Below are 13,524 nucleotides of genomic sequence, written 5' to 3' on the forward strand. Positions count from 1 at the left end.
AGTTAACTACTTACTGATTAGACGCATCGAGAATCTCACGGATTCGGCCGTCTCGTCCCAACAAAAATGTAGTCAGGCCGAACTCGTCTGTTCGGTACAGCTTAGTACGTGCTTCTGCGATTCGCTCTATGACTTCGAAGCGGGGGTGACCAAATGTATTCCCCTTGCCTACGGATACTACGGCGTCCCTGGGAGCGGCGGCATTCAGGAACTCCTGCGTTGTTGAGGTGCGGCTTCCGTGGTGTCCGACCTTGAGCAGAGTGACGGTAGCTACGCGTCCATTCGCTATCATCGCGCGTTCGCTGGGAGCTTCGGCGTCGCCTTCGAGCAGGACCGAGGCGTCGCCGTATTGCATCCGCATCACCAGAGAATCGTTGTTCACTGGCTCACGGGGATTGGTGTAGCCGCTCTCTGGGGCGAGCACCGTTATCTGAGTTCCGCCCCACGCCACCTTGTCACCAGCATAGAAGTGACGTAACACAACTCCGAAGGTCTTTGCTTCTGACAGGAGGGCACGGTAAGCGTCGGAGTTGGGATCGATACTGACCCAAAGCTCGCGAGGCCTGAAGTTTCGCATCACGGCGGGCATTCCACCCATGTGGTCGCTGTGCGCGTGGCTGAGGACGAGGGTGTCGAGCCGGCGAAATCTGCGTGACCAGAGATACGGCGATACGACTTCTTCGCCGACATCGAAGCGGCTGGTTGCTTCAGCGGCTTCGGTCACTCCGCCGACCGGGCCGCCTGCATCGACCAACATCGTCGATCCGTCCGGGCCTACGATGAAGATGGAGTCTCCCTGTCCTACGTCGATGGCTGTGACCTCCATCATGTCCGGCGATACGAGTGCTCGTTCGGGCCAAAGTACAGCAAGGGCAATCAACGGTAGGGCAACGACTGCAACCCATGCCCAACCGCGTGATCTACGCACGAACCAGCAGCAGAGCGCCCAGCCCATAACAGCGGCCATTGCGATCCATATCGTTGGCGCAGGAACGCGCAGGTCTGCTGCATGAACGGCGCTTACGCGGCCGATGATGCCGGTGACTCCGTGCAGCAAGAGTGCGGTCGCTGCACCCGGCACCATCGCTGCCCAAGGGCTGATGAGCGATGCGCAAAATGTGACGACCGCCGTAGGAGCAAGAACTGCCACCAATGGCACGCTCAACATATTGGTGGGAACGGCGAACATCGTTGCGCGGTGAAAGTAGACTGCCATTGGCAGTACCATCACGATTTCAGCTACAGCACCGATCAGCGCTAACTCCAGCACCCAAAGACTCCAGCGAGTTGATAAGGGCAATAACTTTTCGGCCCATTTGCCGAGCAAGTTTACGACGGCCTCACTCCAGAGGCGCAGCATCAGGCGAAACTGTGCGACGCGAGGTGGAAGAGTTCCATCGATCCACATGTCTTCGATGTCTTTCGCTGCGTGAGCGTAGGGTAAAAAGCTGCGCTCCGCTAGAGGAACCGCGATGCCGCCGATCGCTATGATCGCCAGGAACGTCATCTGGAAGCTGGCTTCAAATAAAGCTGCGGGAGACCAGACCAATACTCCGAGTGCAGCCGCTCCCAATGCATTGAGAACGTTTCGATCCCGCGATAGCAGCCGAGCTAGTAAGAAGATCACCGTCATGAAGAGCGCACGTTGCACGGGAGCTCCAAAGCCCGTCAGTACCGCATAGCCGAAGGTCAGTCCGATGGTCAGCAGAGTCGCGAGCCACTCGTGCAGTTTGAGTCTTCGCGCCAGCCAGAACACGATGCCGGCCAAGAGGCCTACGTGCATTCCCGAGACGACGAAGAGATGAAACGAACCTGTCCGCTCAAATCCGATGCGCTGCGATTTGTTGAGTCCGGCGCGGTCGCCGAAGAGCATGGCGTTGAGCATGCCGGCGTCATCTGAGCTGAGCCGCATCATTCTGGGTAGTCTGCGATTCGCCTTGGAGTGAACGTAGCCGAGTACACGTCCAGAGGCCCAGCTCTGCGCGGTAAAGACTTTGCACTGCCACTGCGCCGGGGGATCGGTTTGTGTAGACGGTGTTATATCCGCTTTGCCGAGTACCATCACTTTTGAGGTACGCACACTGGCGTGAGCGCCGATCCCCTGTGCGAGAAGATAGTCGGCGTACTGCCACGCTCCCGGGTCGCGATAGCGTTCGGCGAGCTTCAACCGCATTGGAGCTTCGACGATGTCGCCGCACTTCAACTTTGGCAGCGGGCCGACTATTGTGAGCGAAGGCGTTTCATTCGTGGTTCCTGTTGCGTCACTCTTTGTCGGCTTGTCGGCGATGATATTCATACGGACGCCGCCGGTCTCGGGGACCATTCGCGAGATGTCAGGCGTTACTTCTTCTATGGAATCGACCTGGATGTCGATCGAGAGTGCGCCGATTGCGGCGGCTTCGTCTGTCTCTTCTTTCTCGGGCCACCAGCCTGCTTCTTTGTCGTGATCGGAGTCTTCTTGCTGAGTGAGCAACTCGCGCACTCGCACTACGCGGCCGCGAACCTGTCGGCTTAGACCGTCTGTATACGCTGCCAGCGAGTGCTGTGTTGAAGGGACTGATTGTATCTCCGAGCACCAGATGCCTGTTGCCATCCAGAGCGCTGCGAGAGGCACGATTGCGATTCGCAGTGACCACCGCAGTGCGGCAACCGTCAACAAAGATAGAAGCGTGGTTGCAATTAGGAGAATGAGTGTGGGGGGATGGTTCCGGGCGATTACTTCACCAAGTGCGAACCAGCACACGGCTGTTAGAACAGGGACTCGGCGGAACTCGAGCGCTGGGACGCGTGCAACCGCCTTCGGCCAAAGATCTGGGTTCGGCCCATTCATTCTTTCGGTCTTCAATACTCTACCTGCGGACCGCACTTAGTTACCATTTCAACACAAATGTGTTCGCGATTACCTGCGTAAAATCACAACCGTCTCCAGGTGAAACGTCTGAGGAAACAGGTCTACGAGGTGTAGCTCTACTATGTTGTAGCCAGCCTGCGCCAGCATCTTCAGGTCGCGGGCTAACGTTATCGGGTCGCAGGAGACGTAGATGATTTCAGGTGCTGCGATTCGCGCCAGAAACGAACAGACCTCCGCTCCTACGCCGGCACGTGGGGGATCCATGACTATAAGTTCGGGCCGTTCTCGTTGCACGACTGCGTTGCGTAGAAATTCAACCGTCGTCGCTTCTACTGCAAGCTTGCCTGGCCCGCGAAATGAGTTTGTAAGGTCCGTTCCGGCAGCTTCGACGGCCACGACTTGCTGGAACTCTTTTGCTAGTTGCTTTGAAAAGAGCCCTACCCCTGCGTATAAGTCCCATGCCAGTTGGCCACGCCTGCCTTCTGTCACGATGGTGATGAGTTGTTCGACGAGAAAGCGATTGACCTGGAAGAAGTTGCCTCGACCGACCCAGTAGTCTTCGCGTGTGGTTTGATAGGTCAGCCCTTTTGCTCCCCAATCTTCGAGAGGACGCGGTTTTTGCACCTGTCTTTGCGGACTCTTTGGCGGGATAAGAGAAGAACCAGCTCCAGTTAGTTCCGGCACGTGTTGTTTCATGCTGTCGCAAAACTGAGAGAAGCCGGGTTGATTTTTCTTCTGGATGAAGACCGACATCTGGAGCTTCTTTTCGTCGGCTGTTGTGAAGAACTCTGCCTCGGACATGGTTCGGGCCCAGCGTCCGACCGTTGAGTTATCAGCCCCGATGGTTAATAAGGCTTCAGCCGCGTGCCATAGGAGAGGTGCCAGGATTGGGCACTCTTGAATCGCAAGGAACTGGTTGGAGCCGCGCTGGTTGTAACCGACTCTCAAAGTACCTTCGATCTCTTCGACCCGTAACCGCGTGCGGTTTCGATAGCCCCACTGTTCGCCGACGCGTGGTTGTATCTTTGGCAGTACTGTTAGACCTACGTGCTCGAGGGTGTCTTGCAGGATCGCAGTTTTTACGTTCACTTGGGCGGTGTAGTTTGCGTGCTGGTAGTGACAGCCGCCACATTCGCCGAAGTGTTTGCATCCTGGGGTGGTGCGATCTTCGGAGGCACTCAGTACGTTCAGGAGCGACGCCTCTTCGTGAGCGCTCTTCTTTTCTGTGAGACGAGCTTCTACTAACTCTCCCGGCAGGGTGAATGGCACGAACACTGCGCCTGCGGCGCCTTTGCCTTCGGTGGGATGGGCGAGGCCCGCTCCTCCATACACCATCTTTTCGATTTGTAGCTTCATTCGTGGCTCATATAGAAGAGGCTAAGTCGCGGGAGTTTGCGTGCTTCCAGTATTCGTTTTTGCAGAAATTGTTGCTGCACCTGTTTGATCTGCACGGCTTGCATCTTGCCGCGATAGGGGGCGAGCTCTCTCGCTGCTTGCTCGCGCAATGTTGTCAGCTCTTCCTCCGGTGCTGCTGTCATGAGCGCCGCAAGCATTTTTTCTTCGAGGACGCTGAGCGTTCGGTCGAGTTCTTCCAGCGAGTGTACGGGCTCGGTGCGAAGACCGAGCGCCAAAGACCTCAAACGCGTGGCAACATCGGAAGCCGTTGCGTCGGCTGGAGCATGGAGCGTTGCGGCTTCGATGGCTGCAGCGTTTTCTTCCAGATATTTCGCAACGCGTTCGGTCTCGAAACCGCTGTCAACATTCTCTTTGGTTGGCGCGGTACCGATCGATGCATCCATTGCCTGCTCTACTGCCTCCATTACACTTTGCGCGCACCATGCGAGACCGTTTACCTTGCGTGTTCTGCCAGAGGAGCGAAGTGCTTTTGCGTCATGTTTGTCGAAGGCGTTGTCGATGCCGCGTAGTACCGCTTCGAGGGGAACTCCAGCCTCGCGCCAGGTCTCAATGAGAGCCCAATCCAGGGTGGATAACATCAACAACGAACCGCGCCGCTGCTGGAACCGTTCCTCGATCTCCGTAAAGTAGTTGAAGTAATTCTGCATCCGCTCTTACAGCTTAATCCCATGTGCTGGAGCGTGCCTAAACTGTGCTGCGTGAGTTATGTTCCGCGCTTCCTGTGCCTGTCCAGATTGCGCTCGTAGATGAGGCGGAGACCGGTCAGGGTGAGCATCTCGTCGACGGCTCCGATGTACTTCGATCCACCTGCGATGAGTCGTGCGAGGCCTCCGGTGGCTACGGTTTTGGTCTCAGGTCCCATCTCGGCGATCATTCGTTCGAGGATGCCATCGACGAGCCCAATGTAGCCGTAGTAGAGGCCGATCTGTATGTTGTCGACTGTGCCTGTTCCTATTACCTTAGCGGGCTTTTTGATGTCGATTCGCGGGAGGCGGGCGGCTCGGGAGAAGAGTGCGTCGGCAGAGATGCCGAGACCTGGGGCGATTGCGCCGCCGAGAAATTCTCCTTTCTTTGAGAGGACGTCGAAGGTTGTCGCGGTGCCCATATCTACCACGATGCAGGGGCCGCCGAAGCGTTCAAAGGCCGCGACGCAGTTGACGATTCGGTCGGCGCCGAGTTCTGCGGGGTTGTCTGTCAAGACGGGGATGCCGGTCTTGACGCCGGGCTCAATGAACACCGGTTTGACGTGGAAGTAGAGCTCGCAGACCTGCCGTAGCGTCGAGTCCAACGGGGGGACTACGGAGGAGATTGCAATTCCGTCGACGACGCCAATCTCCAGCCCTTTGAGTGCAAACAGATTGCTCAGCAGGATGCCGAACTCATCGCTGGTCTGCTTTGAGGATGGCGTGGTGATTCTCCAGTTCGATACCATCTCCGGTCCGGTGGTTGGGTTGGCAGTGTCGTGCGCCAGGCGGTAGAGCCCGAGGACCGTGTTGGTATTGCCGACATCCATTGCCAGTAGCATTGCGCTATCTCCTACTATTTTTTCTGGTCAATACGACCGAACGCCGCCTGAGATCACGGTGTGCAAGACTCCGTCGTCGCCAGCCACGAGCAGAAAGCCGCGTGGATTGAGCCCAGCCGTCACGCCAGTATAGCCGCCGGTTTCGTCTACACGGACGCGTTTGCCGTGGACCCAGGTTGAGGATGCAGCGAATCGGTCCAATAGCGCGGGGACGGTGGATTGTCCGCGTAACTCTGCTTCGAGTTGAGCGACCTGCTGCTCCAGCGCTCGCAAGAACTCGATCAGCAGATGCTCTCTTGCCCAGTATTTCCCGCTCTCGCAATGTAACGAGGTTGCGAGTGCTTCGAGTTCTGGAGGAAAGTCTTGATGGTTTACGTTGATGCCGACGCCGATGACGGCGTATCGCAGTGTCGCGGGTGTGTCTGACTGTGAGGCGGCAGTGGAGGTTTCTACGAGAATGCCGCCGACTTTTTTTTCGCCGATCAGAAGATCGTTGGGCCAGCGGATGTCGATTTTAAGGCCTGTGACTGTTGTGATGGCTGACTGTGCGGCAAGGCCAGTCGCCAGCGAGAGCCAGAGCGCGTCGATGAGCGCAATTTGTGGGCGGAGAAGAACGCTGACGTAGAGGCCATCGCCTGCGGTGGAGTGCCATCCGTGACCGCCGCGTCCTCGTCCTGCGGTCTGCTCGTCTACGACCCAGACGCTGCCGTGCGGAGCGCCTGCCTGCGCGGCTGCAAGGGCCAGGAGGTTGGTGGAGTCTACTGTTGCGAGATGTTGAAGGCGGGCTGCGAAGGGTGTTCCAGCCAGTGCCGCCGAAACGCTGGATGCGTCGAATGAGTTACTCACGCTGGTCCTCAGTAGATGTCTGCCGTGATTCGCATGCTTAGGTCAGCAGCGGCGGCAGAGTGCGTGAGAGCGCCGACGGACACGAAGTCCACGCCTGCCAGGGCGTAGGCGCGTACTGTCTTGAGGTTCATGTTGCCTGAGGCTTCGATTGGGACGGTAGGGAGTGTCGTGCGGATCTGTTTGACCGCCTTTTTTACCTGCGATGGCGTCATGTTATCGAGCAGAATTGACTCTGCGCCGCCAGCGATTGCCTGATCGAGTTCGATCTGACTGCGGACTTCGACTTGGACGACTTGTCCGGTCTTACGGCCTTGCAGTGCGCGTTCCAATACTGTTGGGAGGCCGCCGCCGAGGGAGATGTGATTGTTCTTGATGAGGATTCCATCTTGAAGGTCGAGGCGGTGGTTTACGCCGCCGCCGCAGCAGACCGCGTATTTGTCGAGGGCGCGCAGGCCGGGGATGGTTTTGCGGGTGTCGAGGACCTTGGTTTTTGTTCCGGCGACGGCTTTGACGAACTCGTTGGTGAGCGTGGCGATGCCGCTCATGCGCTGCATGAGGTTGAGGATGACACGCTCGCAGGCCAGGATTGACGCGGCGTTGTGACGAATGACCGCGATCGTCTGGCCTTTTTTGACCTTGACGCCGTCGAAGATCTCGGGGTGGCTGACTACTTCGAAACGGCCGGGTGGGACGGTGGACATCTTGGCGAAGATGTCTAGAAAGACGGGGATACAGCCTAGTCCGGAGATGACGCAGGCCTGCTTGGCTACGATGGTTCCGGAGGCGCGGAGGCCTGGGTCGATGGTGAGAGCGGTGGTGACGTCGTTGGCTACTTTATCTTCCGCCAGGGCAGCTTCAAGGATGGTGCTGATCCGTTTGCTCTTCCAGTCCATTCTTCAATCCTAAACCTGTATTTTTTGCAGGGAAAAATTTGGGTGGTGGTGGAGGGGAGTTTTTGTTGTTTTTCGGGTGTTTTTGGATGGGGTTTTGGAAAATTGACGATTTTAATGTGGTGTTTTGATGGTGAATTTGTGGTGGTTGGTGGTGAGTTCGTGGTGTTTTGGAGCATGATCTCGGGAGGCGAAAAATACGCCACGTTTTTGAAATATTTCTGTGGAAAGTGAAGACGAAATACGGGGGTCTCTCCACTACGCGATTCACGGTGAGGCTGTGAACCGCTTCGGTCGAGATGACGCTTGTCTTGGCCGTTTGAGGGAAACGCAGCAGCAAATGCAAAGACAGGGATCCTTCGCTGCGCTCAGGATGACGACTCTTACATTTGGCTGCGCTCAGGATGACGGCTTCTGCATTCGAGCTGTGGTCAAGTTATGGTTTGGGGCTAGGCTGTTGCGTAGAGGCGGCAGTGCTCGAGGTAGGCGGTTTCGTGGCTGGCGATGAGTTCTACGATGCTGCGCCACATCCAGTTTGGGGCGTTGAGGTTTTTGGATTGGTTGTGATTGAGTTGCGCTGCCCAGCGTTTGCGGGTGGCTGCGTTCATTTGACGGGCGTGGGCTTTGCCGACGACTCCGGCGAGGTAGCTTGCGGCGGCGACGGCCTCTTCGCGGGTGAGGCGGTCCATCTCGAGTTTGAGGTCCTGAGGCATCAGCTCGCGCAGAACGACGGAGCGGGAGAGAAACTTTGCAGCCAGCATGCGCTCACCCAGATAGGGCGATAGATTGCAGGCTCCGGTGACGACGCGCTGGGCGGGGTCTTTTGGCATGTCGGCGTTTTTTGTGGCCGGCGCGGCGGCGCGGATGGCCTCTTTGATATCGACGAGGCAATACTCTTTGTCTTTCTTTGGACCGACGCCGAGGAGGACGGCGTAACGAAGACGACCGAGGGAGCTGCAACCCTTCATCCAGTAGGCGGCGTCGAGTACGCGGATCTTTGCGCTGTCGTCGCGGTGCTTGAGTGAGGTGATCAGCTTGCGTGCCGCTTCGGTTTCGAAGAGCTTGGTGATCTCTGCCTTCTCTTCGTCGGAGAGGGCCCAGAAGCGGTCGCCGAGAGGGATGGTCGGCTTGACGTCCTCGATTCGCTCCTGCGCGAGATGGCTCCACTCGCGATTGACCGCCTGGTGGAGGACGGTTTCGACGGGGCGGACTTTTTTTGGTTTTTTCGTGGCCTTCTTTGCGCGGCTCGGGAGCATCGCCTGCTGGTAGCCCTTGATCATCTGCTCCATCATGAGGGCGGTGGTGACGCCGGGCAGGTCGGAGCTTCGGGAGGCGGTGGCGAGCGAGAGACCGAGGCGAATGAGGTCGTGGGCGGGGTTGCCGATGACGGTCTGGTCGAGGTCGCGGATCTCGATTTCAACCTTGCCGTCTGCGTTGGCGACGGGGCCGAGGTTGCCGGCGTGGCAGTCGCCACAGATCCAGATGGGAGGACCCTGCGGGAGCTTTGCGGACGAGTCGGTTTTGAGCCAGTCGTAGAACTGAAGCGTGCTTCCACGGACGTAGGCGTGGGCGGAGCGGGCCATCTTCATGCGGCGACGTTCTTCGAGAACAGTGAGGCGATCTGTTGGTTTGATTTCAACTATTTTTTTCTGCATCAATATTTCTGATGCAGAAAGTGCGTAAGTGGTTTGTCTGCACCTGTTTCAACATCCTGTTATTTTTTGGCGTTGGACAGAAAAGATGACTTGACGAAAGCTTTTGTAAGTATTAGCTTACCGTAAGTGAGTACTTACCAACAGCAGCAACTAGACGCTCTTGGAGACGTCATGCGGCGGGCCCTGTTGGAGAAGCTTCGCCGAGGGCCGCTGCCGGTTGGTGAGTTGGCGCGCGGCCTTCCGGTGAGTCGGCCTGCGGTGTCGCAGCATTTGCGGGTGTTGAAGGAGGCGAGGCTGGTGCGTGATGAGGCGTCAGGCACGCGACGGTACTACAGTTTGGATCCGAAGGGCTTTGCATTGTTGCGATCGTATCTCGATAACTTCTGGGGCGAGGCTCTGGAAGCATTTCAAGCGAAGGTTGAGGAGAAGTGACATGCCGGAGAGACAGGTGTCGGTCGATGAAGCGACGTTAGTGGCGGACTTGCAGGAGTTGGAGCCGGTGCGTAAGAGTCTTCGCGTGCGGGCCGATGTTGCGAAGGCGTTCCGCGTGTTTACCGAGGAGATGGATAGCTGGTGGCCGAGGACACACCACATTGGCAAGTCGCCAATGAAGCGGGTTGTGGTGGAGGGCAGGCCGATGGGCGCGATCTACACGGATCAGGAGGATGGGACGGTGTGTCCGTGGGGTTCGGTGGTGACGTGGGAGCCGCCGCATCTTTTTGTGATGGCGTGGCAGATACGTCCGGACTGGACGTTTGAACCGGATCTGGGCAAGTGCAGTGAGGTGGAAGTGCGGTTTACGCCTGCGGATGATGGGACGACGCTGGTGGAGTTGGAGCATCGTCATATCGAGCGGCACGGTGCGGGCTGGTCGAAGATGCATGAGTCGGTGAATGGTGGATGGATCGGCGTGCTGGAGAAGTTTGGTGCGCAGGTGGATGCGGCATGAGGGCGGTGGTGTGGTTGCGCGTTGCGGCGGTGTTGATGGTGCTGTTTGCTATCGGGCACACCTACGGGTTTTTGAGCTTCCGTCCGCACGCGGCGGAGGGTCGCGCGGTATGGGATGCGATGAACAACGTGCACTTTTCGGAGTCGGGTTCGACGATTAGTTATGGCGAGTTTTATAGGGGCTTTGGTCTGTCGATCTCGGCGAGCCAGATCTTTGTTGCGTGGCTGACGTGGATGCTGGCTTCGATGGTGGGACGAGGGAGTACCGATGTGCGCACGATTGCGTGGGGATTGTTTGTGTTGCAGTGCGTTGGTCTTTGGCTCTCGCTGCGATACTTCGGAGCTGGGCCTGCGGTGCTGTCGGCAGTTGCGGCGGCGTGTTTTCTGATGGGCGCGGTTTCGCTGCGGCGATCTGCTGCCTGATCAGAGTTATTTTGCTGGGCTAGTTGAGGTCGATGTCCAGGACCTGGATGGTGTACTGCGGGATGGTGTGGGTGAAGGTGTCTGCGGCGTTGGTGATAGTGGTGACTACGGGGACGATTCTGGTGGGGTCGGTGATGGAGTTGGTCTCTTGTGTGGTTTTGCCTCTGAGTGTGGTGATGGTCGCCTTATTGTGAACGTGAGTTGCTCCGGTCAGTTTGATGGCAACCGACTGCGGTAGTGACGACGCGTTGACGAGCTTGAGGTGGAGGCGGTGGGCCTTCGAGTCGTAGGTTGTGGAGTTGAAGAGGCGCGGGTTGGTTGCGTCGCGCGTGGAGGAGAGGATCTTGTCGCCGAGATGGGTGCTGAAGATGACCTGCGCCCAGTAGCTGGGCGATCCGTAGCTGATGGAGGCGTTGTAGCCGATGAGATCGCTCGGCCACTGCATGCCGCCGGGATTGACGTTGACGAAGAGAGGCGCGTAGGAGGCCATGACGACGATGTCGCTGTTGCGTTCGAGGCCGGTCATCCATGCGGCGTCGCCGAGGGCTGCGCCGAGGTTGGTGGTGGGTGAGCCTTCGCGTGTGGCCCACTCGCCGACGAGGATCTTTGGGCCGCTGCGGTCGTAGTTGTCGTAGCGGTGGGTGTCGACGAAGAACTGCTGCGCGGTGCGATAGAAGTGGGTGTGGAGGGCGTGGTCGTTGTCGTCGAGGATGTCGGGGCGAACGAGTGTGACGGGTGCGGCGGCGACGAGTTGCAGCTCGGGGTGCTTCTGTTTGATGGCCTTGTAGAACTGGGCGAAGCGAGCGTCGTAGGTGCCGGATTCGTCGTGGTACTCCTCGTTGCCGATCTCCATGAAGGTGAGATGGAAGGGTGCGGGGTGTCCGTCTTTTGCGCGCTCGGCGCCCCAGTGGGTGGAGGTGTCGCCGGTGACGTATTCGATCTCGTCGAGTGCGTCCTGGACGTATGGCTCGAGGTCTTTGCCTGCGGGAATGTGCTCCTGGAGGAGGGAGTAGCCGGAGAAGACGGCGAGGAGCGGCTCCATGTGTAGGTCTTCGCACCAAGTGAGGTATTCGAGCAGGCCCATGCCGTCGGAGGAGCGGTAGTTCCAGGGTGCGGGGTGGGTGGGGCGGTCGACGAGTGGGCCGATTGTTTTTTTCCACTCGTAGTGCTCGTTGAGGTGTTCGCCTTCGACGTAGTTGCCGCCGGGGAAGCGCAGGAAGGCGGGGTGCATGGCGGCGAGCATCTCCATGAGGTCGATGCGCTTGCCGTTTGGCTCGTCTTTGTAGGTTGGGGGGAAGAGCGAGATGAGGGAGAACCACGCCGTGCCTGGGTGCTGTGCGAGGAACTCGAGATGATTGGCGGCGGATGGGGTTAGCGTGGTTGTTTTGAGGGTGAATTTGTACTGCTGCCATGTGCTGCCGATTGCGGGGACGGTGGTGGAGGCGGCGACTGCGCCGGTGTTGTTGTTGACGAGGCGGATGGTGATGCTGCCGAGTGAGGTACTGTCGGCTTTGGCGTAGAACGAGCCTTGGTATGTGGTCGAAGGATGGAGGCTCATGCCCCAGAAGCCGGTGTTGTAGAAGCCGGCTTGAGATTGTGGGTCGGCGGCGGTGACGGTGAACTTGAGGCTGTGGGGGATGGCGGTGCTGGGGCCGGTGGTCTTGTCGATGGCGATGCTGGCGCGTGAGTCGCCGTTCTGGATGAGGGTCCAGTTTTCGAGGTTGGGTCCGCGGTTTGTCTGGAAGGTACGGTTGCTGACGAGCTCGGCGTAGAGGCCGCCATCGTAGGAGTAGTTGATCTCCTCGGTCATGATGCCGTAGAGCGTGGGGCTTACGTTGGCGATGGGTTTGGCGGTGTCGATGGTGAGGGTGGCGGTTCCTTGCGCGATGGCGGGGAGGGAGATTGCGAGGAGCAGGGAGCCTTGGAGGAAGAGACGCATGCGGAGGAGACCTCGGGTTGCGACGGGATAACGTTTACTTGACGCGTGCAGCCACACTAGTTGACGGTCGGTTCGGCGTCAAGCGTGGCAATCGTTTGTTGGTTTGGATGTCGAAGCGGGTTTGGCTTGGGTGGGTTTGCAGGATTTAAGGCTTGTCGTTGTGTACGGTCGTGTCGAGGTACTTGATGAGGATTACTTCGTTGCCGATGGCGTTGTAGATCAGCTCGTCGACGGTGCCGCTGGCGAGGAGAAGACCGTATCCTCCGGCGCGCATTCCCTGCTCCTTGCGTAGCAGGATGTGGGCGGTGGGGTCGGTATCGGGATTTCCAACGGCGGCGTGGGCGAGGGACTCTTTCTGGAAGCCGGTGCCGGGGTCGCGAACACGGAAGACCATGGTGCGGGCGGTGCGAATGGCATGCACTTCGACGACCTGCTCGGGGTTGAACTTCGCTCCATGTTCCATGGCGTTCATCAGGATCTCCCGAAAGGCCTGGATGATCTCCTGTTTTGCGTCCGCGGGCAGTTGGGCGCTGAGCTCCTTGGCAAACGAAAGAAGCCGCTCGGCTGTGACGAGGCGGCAGTTGGCACGGATGGAGACCCAACCGGGCCGGGCAGAGAGAATTTCGATGTCATCTCGGGATTGGTTGTCGGATGCTGCTTTGGCTGCCAGGGTTGCGATCTCGTGAATGTCGAAGGGAGGGGTGAAACAGCCGAAGACCTGGGCACGTAATGCGGCGATGACCTTGTCGGGGGTGCTGTGTTGGGCAAGGACGATGCACTTCAGGTCGGGCCTGATGGAACGCATCTCTTCGAGAAGCGCGAGGTTCTCATCGATATCGCTGTCGGCGCTGGTGATGACGACGTCGAAGCGGCGGGCACGCAGGCGCTTCAGAGCATCGGCGGGGCCTGCCGAATACACCGTAGATAAGTGAGCGGCCGTGAGTGCGCGACCGATCTCGCGGCTGATCGGGGTGTGACTTCCGATGATGAGAACTCGGCTCATGTCGTGCTCCGGGACGAGTTGAATTCTA

The 13,524-nt window shown here is 58.4% G+C and carries 12 protein-coding genes; 3 read left to right on the forward strand and 9 right to left on the reverse strand.

Going from position 1 to position 13,524, the window contains the following annotated elements; all coding sequences use genetic code 11:
- Nucleotides 1-10: 10 nt before the first annotated feature.
- The 7 genes from RBB82_RS14105 to RBB82_RS14135 form a co-directional block, all read right to left on the reverse strand.
- Nucleotides 11-2,830: a ComEC/Rec2 family competence protein gene (locus tag RBB82_RS14105; protein WP_433971269.1), complete on the reverse strand. Its 2,820-nt coding sequence runs from the start codon at nt 2,828-2,830 to the stop codon at nt 11-13.
- A 69-nt stretch (nt 2,831-2,899) separates the two neighbouring features.
- Complete coding sequence (gene rlmD / locus RBB82_RS14110) at nt 2,900-4,207, reverse strand: 23S rRNA (uracil(1939)-C(5))-methyltransferase RlmD (RefSeq protein ID WP_433971270.1); 1,308 nt, start codon at nt 4,205-4,207, stop codon at nt 2,900-2,902.
- A complete protein-coding gene (locus RBB82_RS14115) occupies nt 4,204-4,914 on the reverse strand; it encodes a hypothetical protein (RefSeq protein WP_433971271.1) in 711 nt (236 codons plus the stop codon). Before RBB82_RS14115 ends, rlmD begins: the two co-directional genes overlap by 4 nt.
- A 56-nt stretch (nt 4,915-4,970) precedes the next feature.
- The gene (locus RBB82_RS14120; RefSeq protein ID WP_433971272.1) at nt 4,971-5,792 is read right to left on the reverse strand and encodes a type III pantothenate kinase; all 822 of its coding nucleotides are present in this window, start codon (nt 5,790-5,792) and stop codon (nt 4,971-4,973) included.
- 27 nt (nt 5,793-5,819) lie between these two features.
- Entirely contained in the window at nt 5,820-6,638 is an 819-nt protein-coding gene (locus RBB82_RS14125) for a biotin--[acetyl-CoA-carboxylase] ligase (RefSeq protein WP_433971273.1), read from the reverse strand.
- 8 nt (nt 6,639-6,646) lie between these two features.
- Nucleotides 6,647-7,531: a carboxylating nicotinate-nucleotide diphosphorylase gene (nadC, locus tag RBB82_RS14130; RefSeq protein ID WP_433971274.1), complete on the reverse strand. Its 885-nt coding sequence runs from the start codon at nt 7,529-7,531 to the stop codon at nt 6,647-6,649.
- Nucleotides 7,532-7,977: 446 nt separating this feature from the next.
- A complete protein-coding gene (locus RBB82_RS14135) occupies nt 7,978-9,183 on the reverse strand; it encodes a DUF2252 family protein (protein WP_433971276.1) in 1,206 nt (401 codons plus the stop codon).
- Nucleotides 9,184-9,309: 126 nt separating this feature from the next.
- On the opposite strand from RBB82_RS14135, the gene RBB82_RS14140 reads away from it, so the two are divergent.
- The 3 genes from RBB82_RS14140 to RBB82_RS14150 are packed head-to-tail and all read left to right on the forward strand — an operon-like array spanning nt 9,310 to nt 10,554.
- Nucleotides 9,310-9,615 carry an ArsR/SmtB family transcription factor gene (locus tag RBB82_RS14140; RefSeq protein WP_433971278.1) on the forward strand — a complete coding sequence of 102 codons (306 nt, stop codon included), beginning with the start codon at nt 9,310-9,312 and terminating at the stop codon, nt 9,613-9,615.
- A gap of 1 nt (nt 9,616) precedes the next feature.
- Nucleotides 9,617-10,132, forward strand: coding sequence for an SRPBCC family protein (locus RBB82_RS14145; RefSeq protein ID WP_433971280.1), 516 nt, complete (start codon nt 9,617-9,619; stop codon nt 10,130-10,132).
- Nucleotides 10,129-10,554 carry an LIC_13387 family protein gene (locus tag RBB82_RS14150; RefSeq protein ID WP_433971281.1) on the forward strand — a complete coding sequence of 142 codons (426 nt, stop codon included), beginning with the start codon at nt 10,129-10,131 and terminating at the stop codon, nt 10,552-10,554. Before RBB82_RS14145 ends, RBB82_RS14150 begins: the two co-directional genes overlap by 4 nt.
- Nucleotides 10,555-10,573: 19 nt before the next feature.
- Here the strand turns inward: RBB82_RS14150 and RBB82_RS14155 are convergent, their stop codons facing one another.
- Together RBB82_RS14155 and RBB82_RS14160 are read right to left on the reverse strand one after the other, a co-directional pair.
- The gene (locus tag RBB82_RS14155; protein WP_433971283.1) at nt 10,574-12,493 is read right to left on the reverse strand and encodes an alpha-L-arabinofuranosidase C-terminal domain-containing protein; all 1,920 of its coding nucleotides are present in this window, start codon (nt 12,491-12,493) and stop codon (nt 10,574-10,576) included.
- Between the two features lie 145 nt (nt 12,494-12,638).
- Complete coding sequence (locus RBB82_RS14160) at nt 12,639-13,496, reverse strand: ATP-binding protein (protein ID WP_433971284.1); 858 nt, start codon at nt 13,494-13,496, stop codon at nt 12,639-12,641.
- Nucleotides 13,497-13,524: the final 28 nt, after the last annotated feature.

Origin of the sequence: Tunturiibacter lichenicola (assembly GCF_051013355.1) — a bacterium.
Lineage (GTDB): Bacteria > Acidobacteriota > Terriglobia > Terriglobales > Acidobacteriaceae > Edaphobacter > Edaphobacter lichenicola_F.